Source organism: gamma proteobacterium symbiont of Lampromicra miyakona (genome assembly GCF_059730895.1).
In genome coordinates, this window is sequence record NZ_AP035932.1 from 1 (window position 1) to 26,416 (window position 26,416).

The following is a 26,416-nucleotide window of genomic DNA, read 5'->3' on the forward strand; positions in this document are numbered from 1 at the left end:
CCAGTAGTTATCCAAAGAACAACCGCTGATGCTTTTTTACGCTGTGTATAAGTAGCAAAGTTGATCTCAGCTTATACGGATCAGGATCACCGATCATTCACAGTAAACGATCCTCGCTAATCCCCTGTTGCCACAGCGCTTTTCCGGGTTATCAACAGACAGGGGCGATCCTAATAAGAGATCTAACAGAGAGATCATATAAAAGACTTAAGATCCTTTCTTTTAAACCGCAGGATCCCGCGACTTTCGCCCTGAACAGAATTTCAGTAGAATCCACCGCCCAGGGCAACGATCCCTGTCCGAACACTAACGAGGACCCACTTCATGTTTTATCCAGATCCTTTTGACGTCATCGTAATCGGTGGTGGTCATGCGGGCACAGAAGCCGCGATGGCCGCTGCCCGAATGGGTCAGCAAACCCTGTTACTCACCCATAATATTGATACGCTGGGACAAATGTCCTGTAACCCGGCGATCGGTGGCATCGGGAAAGGACACCTGGTTAAGGAAGTGGATGCCTTAGGCGGTTTGATGGCCAGCGCGATCGATCAGGCCGGTATTCAGTTTAGGATACTAAACGCCAGCAAAGGCCCGGCGGTGCGTGCCACGCGTGCACAGGCAGACCGGGTACTGTATCGCCAGGCGGTACGCACTGCGCTGGAAAACCAGCCGAACCTGATGATCTTCCAGCAGGCGGTTGATGATCTGATTGTGGAGAACGATCGCGTTGTCGGCGCCGTGACCCAGATGGGCCTGAAGTTCCGGGCGAAAACCGTCGTTCTGACGGTGGGCACTTTCCTGGACGGCAAAATCCACATCGGCCTCGATAACTACAGCGGTGGTCGTGCAGGCGATCCTCCGTCGATTCCGCTGGCTAAACGTCTGCGTGCGCTGCCGCTGCGCGTAAACCGCCTGAAAACCGGTACGCCACCGCGTATCGATGCCCGCACCATCGACTTTTCGGTGCTAACGCCGCAGCACGGGGATGACCCGATGCCGGTGTTCTCGTTTATGGGCCATGCCGGACAGCATCCGCAGCAGGTGCCATGCTGGATAACCCACACCAATGAGCAGACACATGAAGTGATCCGCAATAACCTCGATCGCAGCCCGATGTATGCCGGGATCATCGAGGGGATCGGGCCACGCTACTGCCCGTCGATTGAAGACAAAGTGATGCGCTTTGCCGATCGTAACGCACATCAGATTTTCCTTGAGCCGGAAGGGCTGACCAGCAACGAAATCTACCCGAACGGTATCTCCACCAGCCTGCCGTTTGATGTGCAGATGCAGATCGTGCGCTCGATGAAAGGTCTGGAGAACGCGAAGATCGTGCGTCCGGGCTACGCCATCGAGTACGACTTCTTCGATCCGCGCGATCTCAAGCCGACGCTGGAGAGTAAATTTATCCATGGCCTGTTCTTTGCCGGCCAGATCAACGGCACGACCGGTTATGAAGAAGCGGCGGCGCAGGGGCTGCTGGCCGGCCTTAACGCTGCGCGTCAGTCTGCGGACAAAGAGGGCTGGGCGCCGCGTCGCGATCAGGCCTATCTTGGCGTGCTGGTCGACGATCTGTGTACGCTGGGCACCAAAGAGCCGTATCGCATGTTTACCTCGCGCGCCGAGTATCGTCTGATGCTGCGCGAAGACAACGCCGATCTGCGCCTGACCGAAACCGGACGTGAACTCGGCCTGGTCGACGACGCGCGCTGGGCTCGCTATAACCAGAAGCTGGAAGCGATTGAGCAGGAGCGTCAGCGTCTGCGTGACCTGTGGGTGCATCCGAAGTCTGAAAACGTCAGCGAAGTGAACACGGTAATCAGCGCGCCGCTGACCAAAGAGGCCAGCGCGGAAGATCTGCTGCGTCGTCCGGAGATGACCTACGAACTGCTGATGTCGCTGCCGAGCTACGGTCCGGCGCTGGCGGATGAGCAGGCCGCAGAGCAGGTAGAGATTCAGGTGAAGTATGAAGGTTACATCGCGCGTCAGCAGGAGGAGATCGATCGCCAGCAGCGCAATGAAAACACCTTACTCCCGGCCGACCTCGACTATCGCCAGGTGAATGGGCTGTCGAATGAAGTGATCGCCAAACTCAACGACCACAAACCGACCTCCATTGGCCAGGCATCGCGTATTTCCGGCATCACGCCGGCGGCGATTTCAATTCTGCTGATTTACCTGAAAAAACAGGGCCTGCTGCGTAAAAGCGCCTGATCGACCCCCGGGGCGGGCACGCTCGCCCCTGTTAATGGAATTCTCGTCGTGATTAATAAACTCTCCCGGCTGCTGCAAGCGGCAAACATTTCCCTCTCCGATCAGCAAAAACAGCAGCTGGTGGGTTATGTCGAACTGCTGCACAAGTGGAATAAAGCCTACAACCTGACCTCGGTGCGCGATCCGCAGCAGATGCTGGTGCGCCACATTCTCGACAGCATCGTGGTAGAACCCCACCTGCAGGGTGAGCGCTTTATTGATGTCGGTACCGGACCGGGCCTGCCGGGGATCCCGCTGGCGATTGTCCGCCCGCAGGCGCACTTTACGCTGCTGGACAGCCTCGGGAAACGCGTGCGTTTCCTGCGTCAGGTGCAACATGAGTTAGGGCTTACTAACGTCACGCCGGTGCAGAGCCGGGTGGAAGAGTTCCCGGCTGAGCCGCCGTTTGACGGGGTGATCAGCCGCGCCTTTGCGTCGCTGGAGGACATGCTGAACTGGTGTCACCATCTGCCGGGCGCGACAGGCCACTTCTATGCGCTGAAAGGCGTCAGGCCGGATGACGAAATTGCCGCGCTGCCTGCCGGCTTCGCCATCGAAAAAATTGCGCCACTGCGGGTGCCGGAACTGGAAGGTGAGCGTCATCTGGTGGTGATCAGGCGGCAATAGTCGCGCAAACGGTGTGGATTTATCGCGATTCATGCCGTTTGGCTTAGCGCCGCAGCCGGCTAAAAAAACAGCGGTTGAACGCGTCACGATAAACGCTTTTATTCAACAGGGCAGGGGAAGCGGGTTAACATCCGCCGCGGAAATTATCCGAAAATCTCTGTTACATTTAACGAATAATTCACATTTCATTATCAGTTACATCACTTTAACCGCTGTATTTACTGTGCCGAATAGTCACGGCGGAAAATATAACTCTGCAATAAATCGGCGGACGTAATATCAGTTTTACGTTTTTATTGCGGTGGGTGATGTCAATAGAGTGTTTTTATCGAAAATCTGGCGCTAATCCTGGAGCAATAATTCTATCTTACTGATAGAAAAGTAAATTACGGGTTTCATTAATTGCGCGGCAGGGGTTAAAAAGCAAATTATCGCTGCCGGGGGTGCTTATAATGTGATCTGAAGCACGCTTTAAAAGCAAGTCTGCCGGGCAATTTCAAGCCTGTTTCGCCAGGCAGGCCGAAGCGGATGTTTTGAAAAATAGCCCTCCAGAAAGAAATTTAAATAATTGTTCACCTTTTCGCTACTTACCGATTGAAATCGCAGGTGCGGCCCGTATAATTTGCACGGCTTTTGCTGCTTGACTCAAAAGAGTAAAGGCAGTCTTATACGACACGCGACATACCCCGTTCGGGGCAGGAGAGTTAAGCGTCATGTCAGTGTCTCTTTACAGTGTGAAATTAGCCCGAACCGTGCTGGTGATCCAGCTGGTGACCTTTGTCGTAATCGGTGCGCTGTTTGCCCTGAAAGATGTCACCTGGGGCGCCTCTGCCATCGCGGGTGGTGCGGCAGCCTGGCTGCCAAACGTACTATTTATGTTTTTAGCCTGGCGCCTGCAGGATCAAACTCCGGCAAAAGGGCGTGTCGCCTGGAGCTTCGCCTTTGGTGAAGTGCTCAAGGTGTTTGCCACCGTTGTTTTTCTCGTTGTGGCGTTAGGTGGATTTGGAGCGGTCTTCTGGCCACTCGCAATCACCTGGTTATCGGTGCTGGTGGTACAAATCGTCGCGCCGGCTGTAATTAACAACAAAGGGTAAGAGGCATCATGGCCGCAGGAGAGATCTCAACGCCGCAGGAATACATAGGTCATCATCTGACACATCTTCAGATGGACCTGCGTACTTTCGAGCTGGTGAATGCACACGACGCGCCAGCAACGTTCTGGACGTTAAACCTGGACTCCATGTTTTTCTCTGTTGTACTGGGACTGGTGTTCCTGGTGCTGTTCCGTAAAGTGGCGAAAAGTGCCACCAGCGGTGTGCCAGGGAAAATGCAGGCGGCTATCGAGCTGGTCGTTGGTTTTGTTGATAGCAACGTCCGCGACATGTACCACGGTAAGAGTAAAGTTATCGCCCCGCTGGCTCTGACGATTTTCGTCTGGGTCTTCCTGATGAACTTCATGGATCTGCTGCCTATCGATTTGCTGCCGTTTATCGGCGAGCACTATCTGGGCCTGCCGGCGCTGCGCGTCGTGCCGTCTGCAGACGTGAACATCACGCTGTCTATGGCGCTGGGCGTATTTATTTTGATTCTGTTCTACAGCATCAAAATGAAAGGTGTAGGTGGCTTCGCCAAAGAGCTGACGCTGCAGCCTTTTAATCACCCGATCTTCATCCCCATCAACCTGATTCTTGAAGGTGTTAGCCTGCTGTCTAAACCGGTTTCGCTCGGTCTGCGACTGTTCGGCAACATGTATGCGGGTGAGCTGATCTTTATCCTGATTGCCGGTCTGCTGCCGTGGTGGTCGCAGTGGGTGCTGAATGTGCCATGGGCCATTTTCCACATCCTGATTATTTCGCTGCAGGCTTTCATTTTCATGGTCCTCACGATTGTCTATCTGTCGATGGCATCTGAAGAGCATTGATTTTTATCTCAACAACTTAGCTTTTAACTGAAACAAACTGGAGACTGTCATGGAAAACCTGAATATGGATCTGCTGTACATGGCTGCCGCTGTGATGATGGGTCTGGCGGCAATCGGTGCTGCGATCGGTATCGGCATCCTCGGAGGTAAATTCCTGGAAGGCGCAGCGCGTCAGCCGGATCTGATTCCTCTGCTGCGTACGCAGTTCTTTGTTGTAATGGGTCTGGTGGATGCAATCCCAATGATCGCTGTTGGTCTGGGTCTCTACGTGATGTTTGCTGTCGCCTAAAGCCTGTAGCCGTGGTTCACTCATGGCACACAGTGTGATGAGGAACGGATTCTGCCGTTTATCGCTGATAGCGGCAGAGCAAGTTAACTTAATAAGAGGCATTGTGCTGTGAACATTAATGCAACAATCCTCGGCCAGGCCATCGCGTTCATCCTGTTTGTCGCGTTCTGCATGAAGTACGTATGGCCGCCGATTATGGCTGCCATCGAAAAGCGCCAGAAAGAAATTGCTGAAGGCCTTGCTTCTGCTGAACGCGCGAAGAAAGATTTGGATCTCGCGCAGGCCAATGCGACCGACCAGCTGAAAAAAGCCAAAGAAGAAGCTCAGGTCATTATCGAGCAGGCGAACAAACGCCGTGCCCAGATTCTGGACGAAGCCAAAACTGAAGCTGAGACTGAACGTAACCGCATCGTGTCTCAGGCGCAGGCAGAAATCGAAGCCGAGCGCTCACGTGCACGTGAAGAGCTGCGTAAGCAAGTCGCGCTGCTGGCCTTAGCTGGCGCCGAGAAGATCATCGAACGTTCCGTGGATGAAGCTGCTAACAGCGACATCGTTGATAAACTGGTCGCTGAACTGTAAGGAGGGAGGGGCTGATGTCTGATCTGATTACTGTAGCTCGCCCCTACGCCAAAGCAGCTTTTGACTTTGCTGTTGAGCATCAAAGTATCGACCGCTGGCAGACCATGCTGGCGTTTGCCGCAGAAGTGGCTCGCAACGAACAGATGGCAGAACTCCTTTCCGGTGCATTGGCACCGGAAGCCTTGTCTGCTTCTTTCAACGCAGTCTGTGGTGATCAACTTGATGAACACGCTCAGAACCTGATTAAGGTTATGGCGGAGAACGGACGTTTGACAGCGCTTCCAGCGGTACTGGAACAGTTCATTCAACTGCGTGACGCTTATGAAGCGACAGCCGAAGTTGATGTGATCTCCGCCAGTGCGCTGAGTGACAGCCAGCTGAGTAAAATCAGCGCCGCGATGGAAAAACGTCTGTCACGCAAAGTTAAGCTGAATTGCAAAATTGATAAGTCTGTAATGGCAGGTGTGGTTATCCGTGCGGGTGACCTGGTGATTGATGGCAGCGTGCGCGGCCGTCTTGACCGTCTGGCAGACGTCTTGCAGTCTTAAGGGGACTGGAGCATATGCAACTGAATTCCACCGAAATCAGCGAACTGATCAAGCAGCGCATTGCTCAGTTCAATGTCGTGAGCGAAGCTCACAACGAAGGTACTATTGTTTCTGTAAGTGACGGTATCATCCGCGTACACGGCCTGGCCGATGTAATGCAGGGTGAGATGATTGCTCTGCCGGGCAACCGTTACGCTATCGCACTGAACCTCGAGCGTGACTCTGTAGGTGCAGTAGTGATGGGTCCGTACGCTGACCTCGCCGAAGGCATGAAGGTGAAGTGTACTGGCCGTATCCTGGAAGTGCCGGTTGGCCGTGGCCTGCTGGGCCGCGTGGTTAACACCCTGGGTGCACCGATCGACGGTAAAGGCGCTATCGACAACGATGGCTTCTCACCAGTTGAAGTGATTGCACCAGGCGTTATCGACCGTCAGTCAGTCGACCAGCCTGTTCAGACCGGTTACAAATCTGTCGATGCGATGATTCCAATCGGCCGTGGCCAGCGTGAGCTGATCATCGGTGACCGTCAGACCGGTAAAACTGCGATGGCCATCGACGCCATCATCAACCAGCGCGATTCTGGCATCAAGTGTGTCTACGTCGCGATCGGTCAGAAAGCCTCTACCATCTCTAACGTGGTACGTAAGCTGGAAGAGCACGGTGCGCTGTCTAACACCATCGTGGTTGTCGCTTCCGCTTCTGAATCCGCTGCGCTGCAGTACCTGGCTCCGTATGCCGGTTGCGCGATGGGTGAATACTTCCGTGACCGCGGTGAAGATGCGCTGATCGTCTATGATGACCTGTCTAAGCAGGCTGTTGCTTACCGTCAGATTTCTCTGCTGCTGCGCCGTCCGCCGGGTCGTGAAGCATTCCCGGGCGACGTGTTCTACCTCCACTCTCGTCTGCTGGAGCGTGCATCACGCGTAAGCGCTGACTACGTTGAGCGTTTCACCAACGGTGAAGTGAAAGGCCAGACCGGTTCTCTGACCGCGCTGCCGATCATCGAAACCCAGGCGGGTGACGTTTCTGCGTTCGTTCCGACCAACGTAATCTCGATTACCGATGGTCAGATCTTCCTGGAATCGAACCTGTTCAACTCCGGTATTCGTCCAGCCGTTAACCCGGGTATTTCGGTATCCCGTGTTGGTGGTGCTGCACAGACCAAGATCATCAAGAAACTGTCCGGTGGTATCCGTACCGCGCTGGCACAGTATCGTGAACTGGCAGCGTTCTCTCAGTTCGCTTCCGATCTGGACGATGCAACGCGCAAACAGCTGAGCCACGGTCAGAAAGTGACCGAGCTGCTGAAGCAGAAACAGTATGCACCGATGTCTGTTGCACAACAGGGTCTGGTACTGTTCGCTGCCGAGCGCGGCTTCCTGAACGACGTTGAACTGGCGAAAATCGGCAGCTTCGAAGCCGCTCTGCTGGCGTTCGCCGATCGCGAACACGCGGAGCTGATGGCTGAAATCAACCAGGCGGGTAACTACAACAACGAAATCGAAGAGAAGCTGAAAGGCCTCCTCGAAACGTTTAAAGCAACCCAGTCCTGGTAATGTCTGGCGGCTTGTCTGAAAAGGCAGGCCGCAAGGCTTTGAGGAGAAGCTAATGGCCGGCGCAAAAGAAATACGTACCAAGATCGGAAGCGTGAAAAACACGCAGAAGATCACCAAAGCGATGGAAATGGTCGCCGCCTCCAAAATGCGTAAAACGCAGGAACGCATGGCGGCCAGCCGTCCGTATGCAGATACCATGCGCAAAGTGATTGGTCACCTTGCTCTGGGTAATCTGGAATACAAGCACCCTTACCTGGATGAGCGCGACGTTAAGCGCGTCGGCTACCTGGTCGTTTCGACTGACCGCGGGCTTTGTGGTGGTTTGAACGTTAACCTGTTCAAAAAATTGCTGGCAGAAATGAAAGGCTGGTCTGATAAAGGCGTGCAGAGCGATCTGGCGATTATCGGTTCCAAAGGCGTTTCTTTCTTCGGCTCTGTAGGTGGCAACGTCGTGGCTCAGGTTACCGGCATGGGCGATAAGCCTGCGCTGTCCGACCTGATCGGCCCGGTAAAAGTGATGTTGCAGGCTTATGATGAAGGCCGCATCGACAAGCTGTATATCGTCAGCAATAAGTTTAATAACACCATGTCTCAGACTCCGACCATTACCCAACTGCTGCCGTTACCGCCAGCGGAAGGTGAAGAAGAGATGAAGGCGAAGACCTGGGATTACCTGTACGAACCCGATCCGAAAGCGCTGCTGGATACCCTGCTGCGTCGTTATGTCGAATCGCAGGTTTATCAGGGTGTGGTGGAAAACCTGGCCAGTGAGCAGGCTGCACGTATGGTGGCCATGAAAGCGGCAACCGATAACGGCGGAAACCTGATCAAAGAGCTGCAGTTGGTGTACAACAAAGCTCGTCAGGCCAGCATCACTCAGGAACTTACCGAGATCGTCTCGGGAGCCTCCGCGGTTTAACCAGGCATATATCCCGTCGCGCGAGCGCGGCCGGATATTCTCGTATTAGGTAGAGGATTCAAGATGGCAGCTGGAAAGATTGTCCAGATTATCGGCGCCGTAGTTGACGTCGAATTCCCTCAGGACGCGGTACCGCAGGTATACAGCGCTCTCGAGGTAAAAAATGGTGATGCTCGTCTGGTGCTGGAAGTTCAGCAGCAGCTGGGCGGTGGCGTGGTGCGTACCATCGCCATGGGTTCTTCTGACGGCCTGAAGCGCGGTCTGGAAGTCACCGACCTGAAAAAACCTATCCAGGTTCCGGTTGGTAAAGCAACACTCGGCCGTATCATGAACGTGCTGGGTGAGCCAATCGACATGAAAGGCGACCTGAAAGAAGAAGACGGCAGCGCTGTAGAGGTTTCCTCTATTCACCGCGCAGCGCCTTCTTATGAAGATCAGTCAAACTCGCAGGAACTGCTGGAAACCGGCATCAAGGTTATCGACCTGATGTGTCCGTTCGCGAAGGGCGGTAAAGTCGGTCTGTTCGGTGGTGCGGGTGTAGGTAAAACCGTAAACATGATGGAGCTGATCCGTAACATCGCGGCTGAGCACTCAGGTTATTCGGTCTTTGCCGGCGTGGGTGAGCGTACTCGTGAGGGTAACGACTTCTACCACGAAATGACTGACTCCAACGTTATCGATAAAGTAGCGCTGGTGTATGGCCAGATGAACGAGCCGCCGGGTAACCGTCTGCGCGTGGCACTGACCGGTCTGACCATGGCGGAAAAATTCCGTGATGAAGGCCGTGACGTTCTGCTGTTCATCGACAACATCTACCGTTACACCCTGGCCGGTACAGAGGTTTCTGCACTGCTGGGTCGTATGCCATCGGCGGTAGGTTATCAGCCAACGCTGGCTGAAGAGATGGGTGTGCTGCAGGAGCGTATTACCTCCACCAAGACCGGTTCAATCACCTCCGTACAGGCCGTTTACGTTCCTGCGGATGACCTGACTGACCCGTCACCAGCAACCACCTTTGCTCACTTAGACTCAACCGTTACGCTGAGCCGTCAGATCGCGTCACTGGGTATCTACCCGGCCGTTGACCCGCTGGACTCTACCAGCCGTCAGCTGGATCCGCTGATCGTCGGTCAGGAGCACTACGACGTCGCGCGTGGCGTTCAGTCGCTGCTGCAGCGTTACCAGGAGCTGAAAGACATCATCGCCATCCTCGGTATGGACGAGCTGTCTGAAGAAGACAAACTGCTGGTGGCACGTGCGCGTAAGATTCAGCGCTTCCTGTCTCAGCCGTTCTTCGTAGCAGAAGTCTTCACCGGTTCTCCGGGTAAATACGTGACGCTGAAAGACACCATCCGTGGCTTCAAAGGCATCATGGAAGGCGAATTCGACCACCTGCCAGAGCAGGCGTTTTACATGGTCGGCGCGATCGAAGAAGCTGTCGAAAAAGCGAAGAAACTGTAATAACGGTTTCCCAGGAGGAGTGGTATGGCTATGACTTATCATCTGGACGTGGTCAGCGCGGAGCAGCAAATGTTCTCCGGTCTGGTGCAGCGTATCCAGGTGTCAGGTAGCGAAGGTGAGCTGGGTATTTACCCGGGCCACGCCCCGCTGCTGACTGCCATCAAGCCTGGTATGATTCGCATCGTTAAACAGCACGGCGAAGAGGAGTATATCTACCTCTCTGGCGGCGTGCTGGAAGTACAGCCGGGCAGCACGACCGTTCTGGCCGACACTGCAATTCGCGGTGAAGACCTCGACGAAGCGCGCGCGCTGGAAGCGAAACGTAAAGCAGAAGAGCACATGAACAGCAGCCACGGCGACGTGGACTATGCTCAGGCCTCTGCGGAGCTGGCGAAAGCTATCGCGAAACTGCGCGTCATCGAGCTGACCAAAAAAGCGATGTAATCAGGCTTTATGCGTCACGAAATGCCAGCCCCCGGGCTGGCATTTTTTTTGCCTGCTGCCGGTGCGCATAAATGCGCACCCTACGAATAGCTATGCTAGTGGGCGCCATTCATGGCGACCAAATGTCGGTGCGCATAAATACGCACGCTGTCCAAAACCGCACAATTACCCCGCAGGGGCGCCATTTATGGCGACCGAAAATGGCACAACGCCCTTACCTTATGCCCTCCCCGGCGACCCATGCTGACCACTCGCCGCCGCTCATCCTCTTCCGCTAATTTCGCACGGAGAAAAATGTAGTAATCTCAGGGGTAAACCTTACACTTTCGAAAGCTAAATTGAGTCAGGATAGTTATGTCGACAAGCGCAATGAGCGTGGTGATCCTCGCCGCTGGCAAAGGCACCCGCATGTATTCCGATCTGCCTAAGGTGCTGCACAGCCTGGCAGGTAAACCGATGGTGCAACACGTTATTGATGCCGCTACCGGCCTCGGCGCACAGCATGTGCATCTGGTCTACGGCCACGGCGGTGAGTTGCTGCAGGAGAAACTGGCGCATAACCCGCTGAACTGGGTGTTGCAGGCGGAACAGCTCGGCACCGGCCATGCCATGCAGCAGGCGGCACCGTTCTTCGCTGATGACGAAGATATCCTGATGCTGTACGGCGATGTCCCGCTGATCGCCCAGGAAACCCTGCAGCGTCTGCGCGACGCCAAACCCGCTGGCGGCATCGGGCTGCTCACCGTGGTGCTGGATAACCCCACCGGCTACGGACGCATCGTGCGTGAAAACGGCACCATCACCGGCATCGTGGAGCAAAAAGATGCGTCAGCCGAACAGCTGAAGATTCAGGAGATCAACACCGGCATCCTGATCGCCAACGGTGCCGATCTGAAGCGCTGGCTGGCGCAGCTCAACAACCACAATGCGCAGGGTGAGTTCTACATTACCGATATCATCGCCATGGCGCATCAGGAAGGCCGCGTGATCAACGCAGTGCACCCGGCGCGCATCAGCGAAACCGATGGCGTGAACAATCGTCTGCAGCTTTCCACTCTGGAGCGCACTTATCAACGCGAGCAGGCAGAAAAGCTGCTGCTGGCTGGCGTCATGCTGCGCGATCCGGCGCGCTTCGATCTGCGCGGTACGCTGCAGCACGGTCGTGATGTCGATATTGATACCAACGTGATCATTGAAGGCAACGTCACGCTGGGCCATCGGGTAAAAATTGGCGCTGGCTGCATCATCAAAAACAGCGTGATTGCCGATGACTGCGAAATCAGTCCTTATTCGGTGATTGAAGATGCCACGCTGGCCGCCGCCTGCACCGTCGGGCCGTTTGCGCGCCTGCGTCCGGGCAGCGAACTGGCTGAACAGGCGCACGTCGGCAACTTCGTCGAGATGAAGAAAGCGACGCTGGGCAAAGGCTCAAAGGCCGGCCATCTGTCGTATCTCGGGGATGCCGAGATTGGCGCGGGCGTGAATATCGGTGCCGGCACCATCACCTGCAACTACGACGGTGCCAACAAGTTTAAAACCATTATCGGCGACAACGTGTTTGTCGGCTCGGACACCCAGCTGGTGGCTCCGGTCAGCGTGGCGGCGGGCGCCACCATCGCCGCCGGCACAACGGTGATGAAAGATGTTACCGCTGCCGATCTGGTCTATAACCGCAAAGAGCAAAATCAGAAGTCTGGCTGGCAGCGTCCGGTTAAGAAAAAATAAATGTAAGGGCCGGCAAAGATCGGCCCGGTATTAAAAACCCGACATATTCCGGTTTTCAGGCAGCTAACGCACCTGCAACCTGGAATAGGAAGGGATATCCCCCACTCTCTACAAGGCTCGGGGAACAATCAGGTCAGATGACAACGCAATGGCCGAAAGCCATGACGTCAGGAAATTACTATGTGTGGAATTGTTGGTGCAGTAGCGCAGCGTGATATCGCAGAAATTCTGCTGGAAGGGCTGCGTCGTCTTGAGTATCGCGGTTATGACTCTGCCGGTCTGGCGGTTGTCGATCGCCAGGGCCACATGACGCGGTTGCGTCGTCTGGGTAAAGTGGCCAATCTGGCAGAAGCGGCGGAACAGCAGCCGCTGATTGGCGGAACCGGCATCGCGCACACCCGCTGGGCGACGCACGGCGAGCCGTCGGAAGCCAATGCGCATCCGCACGTCTCAGAGCACATTATCATTGTGCACAACGGCATCATTGAGAACCACGAACCGCTGCGTGAGCAGATGATCGCACGCGGTTACCGCTTTGCCTCCGAAACTGACACCGAAGTGGTGGCGCACCTGGTGCACTGGGAGCAGAAACAGGGCGGTACGCTGCGCGAAGTGGTACTGCGGGTGATCCCGCAGCTGCGCGGGGCGTATGGCATGGTGATCATGGACAGCCGCGATCCGTCGGTGCTGGTGGCTGCGCGTTCCGGCAGCCCGCTGGTGATTGGCCGCGGCGTGGGCGAAAACTTTATCGCTTCCGATCAGCTGGCGCTGCTGCCGGTGACCCGCCGCTTTATCTACCTCGAAGAAGGGGATATTGCCGAAATTACCCGTCGCGAAGTGACGATTATCGATCGCCACGGTAACCAGGCACAGCGCGCGGAGATCGAATCCAATGCGCAGTACGATGCCGGCGACAAAGGCGTCTACCGCCATTACATGCAGAAAGAGATCTACGAACAGCCGAACGCCATCAAAAACACGCTGGCCGGCCGCTTTCATGACGGCATTGTTGATCTCAGCGAACTGGGCGCTAACGCGGAAACGCTGCTGAGCCAGGTGGAACATATTCAGATCATCGCCTGCGGCACCTCCTACAACTCCGGCATGGTGTCGCGTTACTGGTTTGAGTCGCTGGCCAACATCCCGTGTGACGTGGAGATCGCCTCCGAATTCCGCTATCGCAAATCTGCGGTGCGTAAAAACAGCCTGCTGATCACCCTGTCGCAATCCGGTGAAACCGCCGATACGCTGGCAGCGCTGCGCCTGTCCAAAGAGCTGGGCTATCTCGGTTCGCTGGCCATCTGCAACGTGGCGGGTTCGTCACTGGTGCGTGAGTCAGATCTTGCGCTGATGACCAAAGCCGGCACCGAAATCGGCGTGGCCTCGACCAAAGCGTTCACCACCCAGCTGACGGTACTGCTGATGCTGGTGGCGAAGCTGGGCCGTCTGCACGGCATGCGCGCTGAAACCGAGCATGAGATTGTTCATGCACTGCAGGCGTTGCCGAGCCGCATTGAACAGATGCTGGCGCAGGATAAAGTGATCGAGAATCTCGCCGAAGGCTTCTCTGACAAGCATCACGCGCTGTTCCTTGGCCGTGGCGATCAGTATCCGATTGCCATGGAAGGGGCGCTGAAGCTGAAAGAGATCTCCTACATCCACGCCGAAGCCTATGCGGCGGGCGAACTGAAGCACGGTCCGCTGGCGCTGATTGATGCCGATATGCCGGTAATTGTGGTGGCACCAAACAACGAACTGCTGGAGAAGCTGAAATCCAACATCGAAGAGGTGCGCGCGCGCGGCGGTCTGCTGTATGTGTTTGCCGACCAGGATGCCGGTTTCAGCGACAGCGAAGGCATGAAAATCATCCCGCTGCCGCACGTTGAAGAGGTGATTGCCCCAATCTTCTACACCGTGCCGCTGCAGCTGCTCTCCTACCACGTGGCGCTGATCAAAGGCACCGACGTCGACCAGCCACGTAACCTGGCGAAATCGGTTACGGTGGAATAAGCGTAGCCCGGTCTGGAAACAGGCCGGTTTTTTTAACTCATTGTTGTTCCGATTAAATTAATCGTGAATTCTGTGAACGTTGTGAATTAATTTTTCCCTGATATGTGAAATCAACTTTCATAATTCTCTGGCTCTCCTTCACTTCTGTTTTGTTTAACTTTAATTTAACCTTTCAGTCATAAGCTTTCTGATGCATGTAGCAAGCCAAACTCGTTCTCTGCATGTAGGAATTTATGGCGCGTTATTTCATATTTACTTTTTTTGTCTGGTGCTTTTATCCGATGCACTGGCATCGTCATTCAGTGTGAATATTTCTGGTAACGTGATGGTACCTGCCGACTGTAAAATAAATAATGGTATGCCGATCAGTGTTAATTTCGGCGATGTGCGCACCGATAAAATAGATGGGAAAGCGTATCAGCAACCTGTGTCATTTACGCTTTCCTGCACTAATCTTCCCTCTAATGCGCTTAAACTCCAGCTACAGGGGAATGCAGCCAGCTTCGATAGCGGCGCGTTACGCGCATCAGTTAGCGGTTTAGGTATTGCGTTTTTTAAGTCTAACGCTGAAAGGTTAAATATTAATACCAGCTGGGTAAACTTTACTTATCCCGCGCTGCCGGTTATTACTGCCGTCCCGGTGAAAGATAAAAGCAGCAGTTTAACGGGCGGAAGTTTTACTTCAGCGGCAACACTGGTAGTGGAACTGCAATAAATGAAACGAACGTGGTTAATGGCACTATTGCTGCCCGCTATGTTGAAGTATAGTGCAGTGGCTGCTTTCAGCGTGCAGGCTAACTTCAGTGGACAGCTAATCGAACCACCGTTATGTCAGATTAACGGCGAAAAGCCAATTATAGTGGAGTTTGGTTCAGTGGTTATTTCCCAAATCAATGGCGACAGCTACAGAAAACCTGTTTCCTGGACGTTAACCTGTAGCAATAATCCCGATAAGAGTATGCGTGTACAAATCAGTGGCACCGGAAGCGCATTTAATGCTGCTTTGCTGGCGACCAGCCAGCGTGATTTGGCGATTCAGATATTAAGCGGTAAAAATGGCGAAAACGCCCTGGCACTGAATAACTGGCTGCCGTTTACCTTTCCTGCGCTGCCCGTCATTCAGGTGGTACCGGTGAAGAAAAACGCCGCGGTCTTAACCAGCGGTGACTTTTCTGCTTTTGCTGCGCTGGTGGTTGAGTACCAGTAGATGATCGGCGTTGACGCAACCACAGGATTAGACCAATGCTAACAGGGCTTGTTTTCCGCTATCTGGCTTTTTTCGCTGGCCTGCTGCTGTTCTTTTCAGCGCAGGCGATGGAAGCCCCGCGCGTGGATGGCATTCGCTGGGTCAACGCAAGCCAGGTTGAAATTACCTGGTCAGTGGTGGATGTCGGTATGATATCAGGCTATGCCCGCTGTAACTCTTCAGAGAGAACCTGCGCAGCAGGCATTGGTGTCAGCGCCTGGTTTATCGGGCATGGCACCGTATTCAGCGCTGCGGGCGGGCCGCAAATTTACGTCGATCAGGGCGAGAGCCTTGCCTCGGTGGCTGAACGTTTTATCCGTTTTAATGGTCGGGGTGGCAAGTTTCTGCGTAACTCAGATACCCGTTATTACAGTTCATACTGCGGCAGCTTTGTGACAGCCTCCGCGACCGTAACTGACTATTCCGGAATGGTTGCGCCCTGGGCACCTTGCGTCAACATTCCGGTGGTGCCGGTATCCTGTTCGGTAAGCGGAGCCGCGCTGAATATTAATCATGGTACGCTGGCCCCGGCCGCCGTTAATGGCGCCAAAGCCAGCGTTAACTTCTCGCTTTTCTGCAACCGTGATGTGAATATCAGTTTTGCGCTTGCCGGTGGGATCAATATCCTCAAACTGAGCAACAACATCAGTACGCTGTTATCACTGGCTGACGGGAGCCTGAATAAACCGCAATTAGTGCGGGCTAACGTGACAACGCCGTTCACGCTGATTTCGACGCTCTCCTCAACAACCCCCAGTCCCGGTAACTTTACTGGCAGCACGGTGGTTTTCATTAATTACCTCTGATTTGCCAGCCGACCCGGTTGTCATATAACTGTCACAATTCGTACATTTCACTGTCATCAAACTGTCCTATTTTGCCTCCAGCAGCAATCAATGACTCTTACTAAAACGGCGTCAAGCCTGATTTTTAATCCCCTGGAGGGAACATGACACTGATGCGTAGCACCGTAGCCCGAATTCTCGCCGCCACCTTCGCAGTAAGCGCGGTTTCTGCTTTTGCAGCCACCGACCTGACAGGCGCAGGCGGGACGTTCCCGGCACCGGTTTATGCCAAGTGGGCAGCAGAGTATCAGCAAGCCACCGGTAGCAAAATCAACTATCAGGGTATTGGTTCCTCGGGTGGCGTGAAGCAAATCATCGCCAAAACCGTGGATTTCGGTGCGTCCGATGCGCCGATGAAAGAAGAAGATCTGCAGAAAAATGGCCTGTTCCAGTTCCCGACGGTGATCGGTGGCGTGGTGCTGGCGGTGAACATTCCCGGCGTTAAATCTGGTGAGCTGACGCTCGACGGTAAAACGGTCGGCGACATCTATCTCGGCACCATCAAAAAGTGGAACGATCCGGCGATCACCAAACTGAACCCGGGCGTGAAGCTGCCAGACACCAACATCAACGTGGTGCGCCGCGCAGATGGTTCCGGCACCTCTTTCGTCTTCACCAGCTACCTGTCTAAAGTGAACGAGACCTGGAACAGCAAAATCGGTAAAGGCAACACCGTTAACTGGCCAACCGGCTTGGGCGGTAAAGGTAACGACGGCGTGGCCGCGTTTGTACAGCGTCTGCCGGGCTCGATTGGCTACGTAGAGTACGCCTACGCCAAACAGAACAACCTGACTTACACCAAACTGGTTGATGCCGATGGTAAGCCAGTGGCACCGAGCGAAGCCAGCTTTGCTAATGCCGCCAAAGGCGCTGACTGGAGCAAAACCTTTGCCCAGGATCTGACCTTCCAGAAAGGCAACGATGCATGGCCGATCACCTCAACCACCTTCATCTTGATCTACAAAGAGCAGGCGAATGCGGAGAAGGGCAGTGAAGTGCTGAAGTTCTTTGACTGGGCGTACAAAGGCGGCAGCAAAACCGCTACGGCGCTGGATTACGCAGCGCTGCCAGAGAGCGTCGCGAATCAGATTCGTGCTGCCTGGAAAGCCAACATCAAAGACAGTTCCGGTAAAGCGCTGTACCAGTAAGTGTATGACTCGGCCAGCGCCCGCGCTGGCCAGCCTGATGGGCGGCCTCGTTGCCGCCCTGATTACCCTCTGAGATCGAGAATTCTATGGCTGCCACTAAGCCGACGTTTAAAGCACCGGGCAAGCAAGGCGACATGATATTCGGCGCGCTGGTGAAGCTCTCCGCGCTGATTGTGTTACTGCTGCTGGGTGGCATTATCGTCTCCCTGATTTTCTCCTCCTGGCCGAGCATCCAGAAATTTGGCTTCTCCTTTCTGTGGAGCAAAACCTGGGATGCGCCAAACGAAGAATTTGGTGCGCTGGTGCCGATTTACGGCACCCTCGTAACCTCACTGATTGCCTTAATCATCGCGGTGCCGGTGAGTTTCGGTATTGCCCTGTTTCTGACCGAGCTGGCACCAAACTGGCTGCGCCGTCCGCTGGGTACCGCGATTGAGCTGCTGGCGGCCATTCCCAGCATCGTGTACGGCATGTGGGGCCTGTTTATCTTTGCTCCGCTGTTCGCGGAGTATTTCCAGACGCCGGTTGGCGACGTGCTGGCAAATATCCCGATCGTCGGCGCGCTGTTCTCCGGTCCGGCCTTCGGCATCGGCATTCTGGCGGCGGGCGTGATCCTCGCCATCATGATTATCCCTTACATCGCCTCGGTGATGCGCGATGTGTTCGAACAGACGCCGGTGATGATGAAAGAGTCGGCCTACGGCATCGGCTGCACCACCTGGGAAGTGATCTGGCGCATCGTGCTGCCGTTTACCAAAAACGGCGTGATCGGCGGCGTGATGCTGGGTCTCGGCCGCGCGCTGGGCGAAACCATGGCGGTCACCTTTATCATCGGTAATACCTACCAGCTGGACAGCGCGTCGCTGTTTATGCCCGGCAATAGTATCACCTCGGCGCTGGCGAACGAGTTCGCCGAAGCCGAATCCGGCGTGCACGTGGCGGCGCTGATGGAGCTTGGCCTGATTCTGTTCGTGATTACCTTTATCGTACTGGCGATCTCCAAACTGATGATCCTGCGTCTGGCGAAGAGTGAAGGAGCCCGTTCATGACAGCAATTGAAATGCAGGCGCGCGCCGAGCTGGAAGCCTCACGCCGTAAAATGCAGGCGTGGCGCAGCACCAAAAACAAAATTGCCCTGACGCTTTCGCTGCTGACCATGGCGTTCGGCCTGTTCTGGCTGATCTGGATTCTGTTCACCACCGTCACGAAAGGGATCGATGGCCTGAGCTGGACGCTGTTTACCGAATCCACGCCGCCGCCCAACACCGCGGGCGGTGGTCTGGCGAACGCCCTGGCGGGCAGCGGCCTGCTGATCTTCTGGTCCACCTTCTTTGGCACGCCGCTGGGCATTCTGGCGGGTATCTACCTGGCAGAATATGGCCGCAAGCACTGGCTGGCGGAAGTGATTCGCTTCATTAACGACATCCTGCTGTCCGCACCGTCAATTGTGGTCGGCCTGTTCGTGTACACCATCGTGGTGGCGCAGATGCAGCACTTCTCCGGCTGGGCCGGTGTGATAGCGCTGGCGCTGCTGCAGGTGCCTATTGTGATTCGTACCACCGAAAATATGCTGCGGCTGGTGCCGGACAGCATGCGTGAAGCGGCATATGCGCTGGGCACGCCGAAGTGGAAGATGATCTCGGCTATTACGCTGAAAGCCTCGGTCTCCGGCATCATTACCGGTGTGCTGCTGGCGATTGCGCGCATTGCCGGTGAAACCGCACCGCTGCTGTTCACCGCGCTGTCGAACCAGTTCTGGAGCACCGACATGATGCAGCCGCTGGCCAACCTGCCGGTGACCATCTTCAAATTCGCCATGAGCCCGTTTGCCGAATGGCAGAGCCTGGCGTGGGCCGGTGTGCTGATTATTACGCTGTGCGTGCTGCTGCTGAACATCGTGGCGCGCGTGATTTTCGCCAAAGGCAAACACTAATTTTCCGGCGCGGCTTCGGCGGCGCTGCACATGAGAGATGAGCAATGAGTATGGCAACTCCTTCTGCCGGTAAAATTCAGGTGCGCAATCTGAACTTCCACTACGGTAAGTTCCACGCGCTGAAGAACATTAATCTGGATATCGCCAAAAACCAGGTGACGGCGTTTATCGGTCCGTCGGGCTGCGGCAAATCCACCCTGCTGCGCACCTTCAACAAAATGTACTCGCTCTATCCGGAGCAGCGTGCTGAGGGTGAAATTCTGCTGGATGGCGACAACATTCTGGCATCGCATCAGGATATCGCCCTGCTGCGCGCGCGCGTCGGCATGGTGTTCCAGAAGCCGACGCCGTTTCCGATGTCGATTTATGACAACATCGCCTTTGGCGTGCGGCTGTTTGAGAAGCTGTCGCGTGCCGATATGGACGAGCGCGTGCAGTGGGCGCTGAGCAAAGCCGCGCTGTGGAATGAAACCAAAGACAAGCTGCACCAGAGCGGTTACAGTCTCTCCGGCGGTCAGCAGCAGCGCCTGTGCATCGCGCGCGGCATCGCGATTCGCCCGGAAGTGCTGCTGCTGGATGAGCCATGTTCGGCGCTGGATCCGATCTCTACCGGACGCATCGAAGAGCTGATCACCGAGCTGAAGCAGGATTACACCGTGGTCATCGTGACCCACAACATGCAACAGGCGGCGCGCTGTTCCGATCACACGGCGTTTATGTATCTGGGCGAGCTGATTGAGTTCAGCGACACCGACACGCTGTTTACCAAGCCAGCGCAGAAGCAGACAGAAGATTACATCACCGGTCGTTACGGCTGATTCAGGAGAGAAACATGGATAATTTAAATCTGAACAAACATATCTCCGGTCAGTTCAACGCGGAGCTGGAGCACATTCGTACTCAGGTGATGATCATGGGTGGCATGGTGGAGCAGCAGCTTACCGATGCCATCACCGCGATGCATAACCAGGATGGCGAACTGGCGCGCCGGGTGATCGATGGTGACCAGAAGGTCAACATGATGGAAGTGGAGATCGATGAAGCCTGTGTGCGCATCATCGCCAAGCGTCAGCCTACCGCCAGCGACCTGCGTCTGGTGATGGCGATCATCAAAACCATTTCGGAGCTGGAACGCATCGGCGACGTGGCGGAGAAGATCAGCCGTACCGCGCTGGAGAAGTTCGGTCAGCAGCACCTGCCGCTGCTGGTGAGCCTTGAGTCGCTCGGGCATCACACCGTGCAGATGCTGCACGACGTGCTGGATGCCTTCGCGCGCATGGATCTCAACGAAGCCATCAAGATCTACCGCGAAGACAAAAAGGTGGATAAAGAGTATGAAGGTATCGTGCGCCAGCTGATGACCTACATGATGGAAGATCCGCGCACCATTCCCAGCGTGCTCACCGCGCTGTTCTGCGCGCGCGCCATCGAGCGCATCGGTGACCGCTGCCAGAACATCTGCGAAATTATCTTCTATTTCGTGAAAGGTCAGGATTTCCGTCACGTTGGCGGTGACAAGCTGGATGAACTGCTGTCGGGCGACGACGGCAGCAATAAACCCTCCTGATTGACGTGATGACTGCCTGTTAGCGCTGAGGCTGACAGGCAGTGCGCTTGATTTCTGCCTGTTCTCAACCTGCCGCTCTCTTTATACTTGGCGCACATTTTTCTGCCAGGTGCTGTTTTATGTCCTCTGCAAATAACAACAAAACCGCCGTTACGCCGGCGAAAGCAATGGTGGCTGCCGTCAGCGGCTATGCCATGGATGGATTTGATCTGCTGATTCTGGGATTTATGCTGCCGGCGATCAGCGTGTCGCTGGCGCTGGATGCGTCGCAGGCCGGTTCGCTGGTGACCTGGACGCTGATCGGCGCGGTGGTCGGCGGCATTGTGTTTGGTCATCTGAGCGATCGCTACGGCCGCATCCGCATTCTGACCGTGACGATCCTGATGTTCTCGCTGTTTACCGGGCTGTGCGCCGTGGCGCAGGGCTACTGGGATCTGCTGGCGTATCGTACGCTGGCCGGCATGGGGCTGGGCGGTGAGTTTGGCATCGGCATGGCGCTGATTGCCGAAGCCTGGCCGAAGGAGAAGCGCAACCGCGCCTCGGCGTGGGTCGGTATCGGCTGGCAGCTCGGCGTATTGCTGGCGGCCTTTATCACGCCGCCGCTGCTGAGCGTGATTGGCTGGCGCGGTATGTTCCTGGTTGGCCTGCTGCCGGCACTGGTGTCGTTTGTGATTCGCCGCAGCATGGGCGAGCCGGAAGCCTTCACCCGCCATGTGGAAAAAGCCCCACAGCTCTCCTTTTCCGCGCGCATTAAACTGCTGTTTGCCGATCGCGCCACCAGCAAAGCCAGCCTCGGCATTTTGATTCTTTGTTCGGTGCAGAATTTTGGCTATTACGGCCTGATGATCTGGATGCCAAGCTATCTCTCTTCCAGCTTCGGCTTCAGCCTGACCAAATCCGGCCTGTGGACGGCCGTTACGGTGGTGGGCATGACGTTCGGCATCTGGCTGTTCGGCGTGCTGGCGGACCGCTTTGCGCGCTGGAAGATTTTCCTGCTGTACCAGTTTGGTGCCGTGGCGATGGTGGTGGTTTACGCCCAGCTGCGCGACCCGACGGTGATGCTGTTTACCGGTGCCATCATGGGGATGTTTGTTAACGGCATGATTGGCGGCTACGGCGCGCTGATCTCGGACACTTTCCCACCGCAGGCGCGCGCCACTGCGCAGAATGTGTTGTTTAACCTCGGCCGCGGCGTCGGCGGTTTCGGCCCGCTGGTGATCGGCATACTGGCCACGCATATTTCGTTCACCGCTGCGATTACGCTGCTGGCGCTGATTTATCTGCTGGATATTGTCGCTACGCTGTTCCTGCTGCCAAAAAGCCAGGGCAATGAGGATTCGCTGGGCGCGATTGGGTGATTTTTTCCCCTCACCCTAACCCTCTCCCGCAAACGGGAGAGGGAACTGTCTGGTGCGGTATGTGGGTGGGCACTTTTGTTCAGCCCCGCCCGATCGGCCCCTTCTTCGGCAAACGGGAGAGGGAACTGTCTGGTGCGGTATGTGGGTGGGCACTTTTGTTCAACCCCGCTCGATCGGCCCCTTCTCCCGCTGGCGGGAGAAGGCTGGGATGAGGGGGCTGCGCGCACTTACCTGACCAAATCCCAGCCACGTGCACGCCATAGCGCTGGCAGCTGCGCCATATCGTCAAAACGCGTCACCAGCGGGTGATCAATCACCGGATTGTGTGCATCGGCACAGTAGTAAAACACCGGTATGCCAGCGGCGATGCCAGCCCGCGCGCCAGCCTCTGAATCATCCACCAGAATGCACTTTTCAATCGGCACCTGCATCTGTTCCGCCGCGTGATACATCAGCTCCGGATCCGGCTTCCAGTGATTAATGTCATAGCCACTGTACAGGTGTCCGCTCAGATACGGCAGCATGCCGGTCAGCCCCAGTGAATGCTCCATCTTCTTCACCGTACCGTTCGACACCACGCACATCGGCACCTTCACGCGCTCCACCAGCGCTCTGGCGCCGGCAATCGGCTGCAGATCAAGATCAAACAGGCGCGCCACTTCCGCGCGGTAGGCACTTTCCACCTCAGCCAGCGGCAGTGTCACCTGATGCTGTGCCGTCACATCGCGGATGATGTCGTAAAGCTTCACCCCTTTGTACTGCTCAAACATCTGCTGCAGCGAGAGTTCGATACCGTAACGGGCAAAGGTGTTGACGTAGGACTGCGTGCAGATCACTTCGCTGTCGACCAGCGTGCCATCGCAATCAAAAAAGATACATTCAACTGACATCGCGCCTCATCCTTTTAGTAAACAATAAGCTGTCACTCTAGCGCACTCAGTGCAGAAAGCGACCCCAGGCAACCGGTTGCGAAAAATCAGTGTTTTGCGGCGCTAAAGTCTATAGGATACGCGGCGATAAATTTTTCATCGGAACAGCGAAATGAACGAGCAGGGCCTTTTGCAGCGTATTTTCAGGCTGCAGGAACACGGAACCACCGCGCGCACTGAAGTGATTGCCGGTTTCACTACTTTCCTGACGATGGTGTATATCGTCTTCGTTAACCCGCAGATTCTTGGTGCCGCAGGCATGGACACCCAGGCGGTGTTTGTCACCACCTGCGTGATTGCTGCGTTCGGCAGCATCCTGATGGGGCTGGTGGCCAATTTGCCGGTGGCGCTGGCACCGGCCATGGGCCTCAACGCCTTCTTTGCCTTTGTGGTGGTGGGTGCGATGGGCTACTCGTGGCAGGTTGGCATGGGCGCGATCTTCTGGGGGGCGCTGGGGCTGCTGATCCTGACGCTGCTGCGCGTACGCTACTGGATGATCGCCAATATTCCGCTCAGCCTGCGCGTGGGCATCACCGCCGGTATCGGTCTGTTCATCGCCATGATGGGGCTGAAAAACGCCGGTATTATTGTGCCCAACGCGGACACCATCGTGACCGTCGGCAACCTGGCCTCGCACAACGTGCTGCTTGGTGCGCTCGGCTTCTTTATCATTGCGATTCTGGCGTCGCGCAACATCCACGCGGCGGTGCTGGTTTCTATCGTAGTGACCACCGCGATCGGTCTGCTGCTGGGCGACGTGAAGTTTACCGGGCTGTTCGCCGCGCCGCCGGCCATCACCTCGGTGGTCGGCCAGGTCGATATCAAAGGCGCGTTCAACGTGAGCATGGCGGGCGTGATCTTCGCCTTCATGCTGGTCAATCTGTTTGATTCATCCGGTACGCTGATTGGCGTAACCGATAAAGCGGGCCTGACCGATGAGAAAGGTACTTTTCCGCGCATGAAACAGGCGCTGTACGTAGATAGCATCAGCTCCGTCACCGGTTCGCTGATCGGCACTTCTTCGGTGACGGCGTACATCGAAAGCTCATCCGGCGTGGCGATTGGTGGCCGTACCGGCCTGATGGCGGTAGTGACCGGTATCCTGTTCCTGCTGGTGATGTTCCTGTCGCCGCTGGCAGCCATGGTGCCCGCCTATGCGGCGGCCGGCGCGCTGATTTATGTCGGCGTACTGATGACGGCTTCGCTGGCGCGCGTGCGCTGGGACGATCTCACCGAAGCGGTGCCGGCGTTTGTCACGGCGGCGATGATGCCGTTCAGCTTCTCGATCACCGAAGGTATTGCGCTCGGTTTTATCTCCTACTGCGTGATGAAACTCGGTACCGGACGCTGGCGTGAAATCAGCCCGTGCGTGGTGGTGGTGGCGTTGCTGTTTGTGCTGAAAATCGCTTTTATCGACGGGCACTAAACGCAACAGGCCGCGGGTGCGGCCTGGTTATCCGGGATGCCTGACTTCCGGCTGACTGGCGACACGCTCGCCGGGCAGGCTGGTGAGGCGCAGGGTGCGCGGCCCGATGTTGGGTTTGCTCATCTCCACATCGCGCAGCGACTGCCACTGCTGCTGCGCATCAATCTCCCACAGCCGTAAACGCTCAGTGCCGGGCGACAGCGCGCAGGACCATACCAGCGTCGGCTCGGCATCACACACTGCCTGAATATCGGGATAGACGCTGGATCGCAGCCGGCCGGCCGCCGGATGCAGCCGCAGTGCATCAATACCGCTGTTGGCTTCGCCGGTCAGTTTGAGGATGCTCTGGCGTAGCGTCCAGATCTGCGTCACCGCTTCCATAAAATCCTGCTGGGCGTTAATCCACGCCTTTTCACCCGATGACAGCCCCTGCGTAAGGGCATCCTGCGCCTGACGGCTATGCGCCCGAACGATTTCCATATCCAGGCCAGCGCGCCCGCCTTCTTCTGCCAGCAGCACGCCGACCATGTTACCGGCATAGGAGATACTGAAGTCAGGCAGATTAGGATCGGCGAAGCAGGGACGACCGCTGCTGCTGGCGATCAGCGGTGGCAGGTCACGAATACCATAGACGCGCAGCATCAGCTGGGCCAGCAGCGCGCGTGCGGCAAGAAAGCGGCCGCGGCGCTTATCAGGCAGGTGCCCGGCGCTGGTCATCACATCCTGTGGAACCCGCATGGTCTCTGGGGTGAGGGGCGGGCTAACCACCCAACGAACAAAATGACTAGCCATCTGTCGCTCCGTGAAAATGGTCGGATAATCATCAGGGCTATTGTAAGAATTTTCTCATGGGTTTGCATCCGGCTTACGCTGGATAGCCAGTAAATTCAGATAAGGACGAGGCGAATCTCATTGCCATGAGCTGCAATTGAATATGAGGCTTTTGCACATTGGTGTCGGATAGGGTGCCGAAGCGGCGGATGTGGTGTAGGATTTGGACAGGAAAGAGCTGCACAATGAAGTGCTTAAATTATTCACCTATCTGCCAATCGTGCGCATCGCAAACCATGCACGTCGGAGTTGTTATGTCTGTTACCTCTCTTGCTCGCCAGGAATCGATCTCGCTGGATGAATTTCGTCACGGCATGCGCCGTCTCACTGCCGGTGTCTCGCTGGTGACCACCTCATCCAGCGGAGAAAAGTTCGGGCTGATCGCCACCTCGGTCAGCTCGCTGGCAGCGGAACCGCCCAGCCTGCTGGTCTGCGTTAACCGCAGCGCATCAAGCCACGATGCCATTCTGCAGGCGGGCTACTTTGCCGTGAACGTTCTGCGCGAGCAGCACGATGACCTGTGCGCGCAGTTCAGCTCGCCGACGCGCCGCGCTGAGCGTTTCCAGAGCGGTGAATGGCAAACCCTGAATACGGGCGCGCCCGTGCTGGCTGATGCGCTGGTGAGCTTCGATTGTCAGCTGGAAAAAACGGTGGAGTGGAACACCCACAGCGTGCTGCTGGCGCGTATCGTGGGTATTGCGCTGCCGGGCGAAGCGACAGCGCCGATGGTCTACTTCAACAGCGGTTTTCACTCGCTGGGCTAAGTCATGGCGCAGCGCGTCGTGCGGCTGCGCTGCTTAA

26 protein-coding genes are annotated in these 26,416 nt (G+C 56.0%); 24 read left to right on the forward strand and 2 right to left on the reverse strand.

Annotated features, from left to right (window positions below):
* Positions 1–324 precede the first annotated feature (324 nt).
* The 22 genes from mnmG (at position 325) to AC6I8P_RS00110 (ending at position 22,429) form a co-directional block, all read left to right on the forward strand.
* Positions 325–2,214: a tRNA uridine-5-carboxymethylaminomethyl(34) synthesis enzyme MnmG gene (gene mnmG / locus AC6I8P_RS00005; RefSeq protein WP_021508183.1), complete on the forward strand. Its 1,890-nt coding sequence runs from the start codon at positions 325–327 to the stop codon at positions 2,212–2,214.
* Between the two features lie 48 nt (positions 2,215–2,262).
* A complete protein-coding gene (rsmG, locus tag AC6I8P_RS00010; protein ID WP_021508184.1) occupies positions 2,263–2,880 on the forward strand; it encodes a 16S rRNA (guanine(527)-N(7))-methyltransferase RsmG in 618 nt (205 codons plus the stop codon).
* 713 nt (positions 2,881–3,593) lie between these two features.
* Positions 3,594–3,974, forward strand: a complete 381-nt coding sequence (gene atpI, locus AC6I8P_RS00015) for a F0F1 ATP synthase subunit I (protein WP_021508185.1) — start codon at positions 3,594–3,596, stop codon at positions 3,972–3,974.
* Positions 3,975–3,982: 8 nt separating this feature from the next.
* Positions 3,983–4,801 carry a F0F1 ATP synthase subunit A gene (atpB, locus tag AC6I8P_RS00020; RefSeq protein ID WP_031279833.1) on the forward strand — a complete coding sequence of 273 codons (819 nt, stop codon included), beginning with the start codon at positions 3,983–3,985 and terminating at the stop codon, positions 4,799–4,801.
* Between the two features lie 49 nt (positions 4,802–4,850).
* Entirely contained in the window at positions 4,851–5,090 is a 240-nt protein-coding gene (gene atpE, locus AC6I8P_RS00025) for a F0F1 ATP synthase subunit C (RefSeq protein ID WP_003849523.1), read from the forward strand.
* Between the two features lie 108 nt (positions 5,091–5,198).
* Positions 5,199–5,669, forward strand: coding sequence for a F0F1 ATP synthase subunit B (gene atpF / locus AC6I8P_RS00030; protein WP_021313757.1), 471 nt, complete (start codon positions 5,199–5,201; stop codon positions 5,667–5,669).
* 14 nt (positions 5,670–5,683) lie between these two features.
* Positions 5,684–6,217 (forward strand): F0F1 ATP synthase subunit delta, encoded by a 534-nt coding sequence (atpH, locus tag AC6I8P_RS00035; RefSeq protein ID WP_021508187.1) that lies wholly within the window; start codon positions 5,684–5,686, stop codon positions 6,215–6,217.
* Between the two features lie 14 nt (positions 6,218–6,231).
* Positions 6,232–7,773, forward strand: coding sequence for a F0F1 ATP synthase subunit alpha (atpA, locus tag AC6I8P_RS00040; RefSeq protein ID WP_021508188.1), 1,542 nt, complete (start codon positions 6,232–6,234; stop codon positions 7,771–7,773).
* 52 nt (positions 7,774–7,825) lie between these two features.
* Positions 7,826–8,692: a F0F1 ATP synthase subunit gamma gene (atpG, locus tag AC6I8P_RS00045; protein WP_021508189.1), complete on the forward strand. Its 867-nt coding sequence runs from the start codon at positions 7,826–7,828 to the stop codon at positions 8,690–8,692.
* Positions 8,693–8,755: 63 nt separating this feature from the next.
* Positions 8,756–10,153, forward strand: a complete 1,398-nt coding sequence (gene atpD / locus AC6I8P_RS00050) for a F0F1 ATP synthase subunit beta (protein ID WP_021508190.1) — start codon at positions 8,756–8,758, stop codon at positions 10,151–10,153.
* A gap of 24 nt (positions 10,154–10,177) precedes the next feature.
* Positions 10,178–10,597 (forward strand): F0F1 ATP synthase subunit epsilon, encoded by a 420-nt coding sequence (locus AC6I8P_RS00055; RefSeq protein ID WP_021508191.1) that lies wholly within the window; start codon positions 10,178–10,180, stop codon positions 10,595–10,597.
* 354 nt (positions 10,598–10,951) lie between these two features.
* The gene (glmU, locus tag AC6I8P_RS00060) at positions 10,952–12,322 is read left to right on the forward strand and encodes a bifunctional UDP-N-acetylglucosamine diphosphorylase/glucosamine-1-phosphate N-acetyltransferase GlmU (RefSeq protein ID WP_159377273.1); all 1,371 of its coding nucleotides are present in this window, start codon (positions 10,952–10,954) and stop codon (positions 12,320–12,322) included.
* 180 nt (positions 12,323–12,502) lie between these two features.
* On the forward strand, positions 12,503–14,332 hold the full coding sequence (glmS, locus tag AC6I8P_RS00065) for a glutamine--fructose-6-phosphate transaminase (isomerizing) (RefSeq protein WP_021506932.1): 1,830 nt from the start codon (positions 12,503–12,505) through the stop codon (positions 14,330–14,332).
* A 190-nt stretch (positions 14,333–14,522) separates the two neighbouring features.
* A complete protein-coding gene (locus tag AC6I8P_RS00070; protein ID WP_498030898.1) occupies positions 14,523–15,047 on the forward strand; it encodes a fimbrial protein in 525 nt (174 codons plus the stop codon).
* On the forward strand, positions 15,048–15,539 hold the full coding sequence (locus AC6I8P_RS00075; protein ID WP_264441830.1) for a fimbrial protein: 492 nt from the start codon (positions 15,048–15,050) through the stop codon (positions 15,537–15,539).
* Positions 15,540–15,574: 35 nt separating this feature from the next.
* Entirely contained in the window at positions 15,575–16,384 is an 810-nt protein-coding gene (locus tag AC6I8P_RS00080; RefSeq protein ID WP_021506929.1) for an MrpH family fimbial adhesin, read from the forward strand.
* Between the two features lie 143 nt (positions 16,385–16,527).
* A complete protein-coding gene (pstS, locus tag AC6I8P_RS00085) occupies positions 16,528–17,571 on the forward strand; it encodes a phosphate ABC transporter substrate-binding protein PstS (RefSeq protein ID WP_127833474.1) in 1,044 nt (347 codons plus the stop codon).
* An 86-nt stretch (positions 17,572–17,657) separates the two neighbouring features.
* Entirely contained in the window at positions 17,658–18,620 is a 963-nt protein-coding gene (gene pstC / locus AC6I8P_RS00090; protein ID WP_150059680.1) for a phosphate ABC transporter permease PstC, read from the forward strand.
* On the forward strand, positions 18,617–19,504 hold the full coding sequence (pstA, locus tag AC6I8P_RS00095; RefSeq protein WP_021506926.1) for a phosphate ABC transporter permease PstA: 888 nt from the start codon (positions 18,617–18,619) through the stop codon (positions 19,502–19,504). The genes pstC and pstA overlap by 4 nt, the downstream gene beginning before the upstream one ends.
* A 44-nt stretch (positions 19,505–19,548) precedes the next feature.
* Entirely contained in the window at positions 19,549–20,322 is a 774-nt protein-coding gene (pstB, locus tag AC6I8P_RS00100; protein ID WP_021506925.1) for a phosphate ABC transporter ATP-binding protein PstB, read from the forward strand.
* 14 nt (positions 20,323–20,336) lie between these two features.
* The gene (gene phoU, locus AC6I8P_RS00105) at positions 20,337–21,071 is read left to right on the forward strand and encodes a phosphate signaling complex protein PhoU (RefSeq protein ID WP_021506924.1); all 735 of its coding nucleotides are present in this window, start codon (positions 20,337–20,339) and stop codon (positions 21,069–21,071) included.
* 119 nt (positions 21,072–21,190) lie between these two features.
* Positions 21,191–22,429, forward strand: a complete 1,239-nt coding sequence (locus AC6I8P_RS00110) for an MFS transporter (RefSeq protein WP_498030899.1) — start codon at positions 21,191–21,193, stop codon at positions 22,427–22,429.
* Positions 22,430–22,656: 227 nt separating this feature from the next.
* On the opposite strand, the gene yieH is transcribed toward AC6I8P_RS00110, so the two are convergent.
* Entirely contained in the window at positions 22,657–23,319 is a 663-nt protein-coding gene (gene yieH, locus AC6I8P_RS00115; RefSeq protein ID WP_498030900.1) for a 6-phosphogluconate phosphatase, read from the reverse strand.
* A gap of 151 nt (positions 23,320–23,470) precedes the next feature.
* Between yieH and AC6I8P_RS00120 the strand changes: the two genes are divergently transcribed.
* Positions 23,471–24,784 (forward strand): NCS2 family permease, encoded by a 1,314-nt coding sequence (locus AC6I8P_RS00120; RefSeq protein ID WP_159377270.1) that lies wholly within the window; start codon positions 23,471–23,473, stop codon positions 24,782–24,784.
* Between the two features lie 27 nt (positions 24,785–24,811).
* On the opposite strand, the gene AC6I8P_RS00125 is transcribed toward AC6I8P_RS00120, so the two are convergent.
* The gene (locus AC6I8P_RS00125) at positions 24,812–25,576 is read right to left on the reverse strand and encodes a 4'-phosphopantetheinyl transferase family protein (RefSeq protein WP_222951461.1); all 765 of its coding nucleotides are present in this window, start codon (positions 25,574–25,576) and stop codon (positions 24,812–24,814) included.
* Between the two features lie 293 nt (positions 25,577–25,869).
* On the opposite strand from AC6I8P_RS00125, the gene AC6I8P_RS00130 reads away from it, so the two are divergent.
* Entirely contained in the window at positions 25,870–26,379 is a 510-nt protein-coding gene (locus AC6I8P_RS00130) for a flavin reductase family protein (RefSeq protein ID WP_031279601.1), read from the forward strand.
* Positions 26,380–26,416 lie beyond the last annotated feature (37 nt).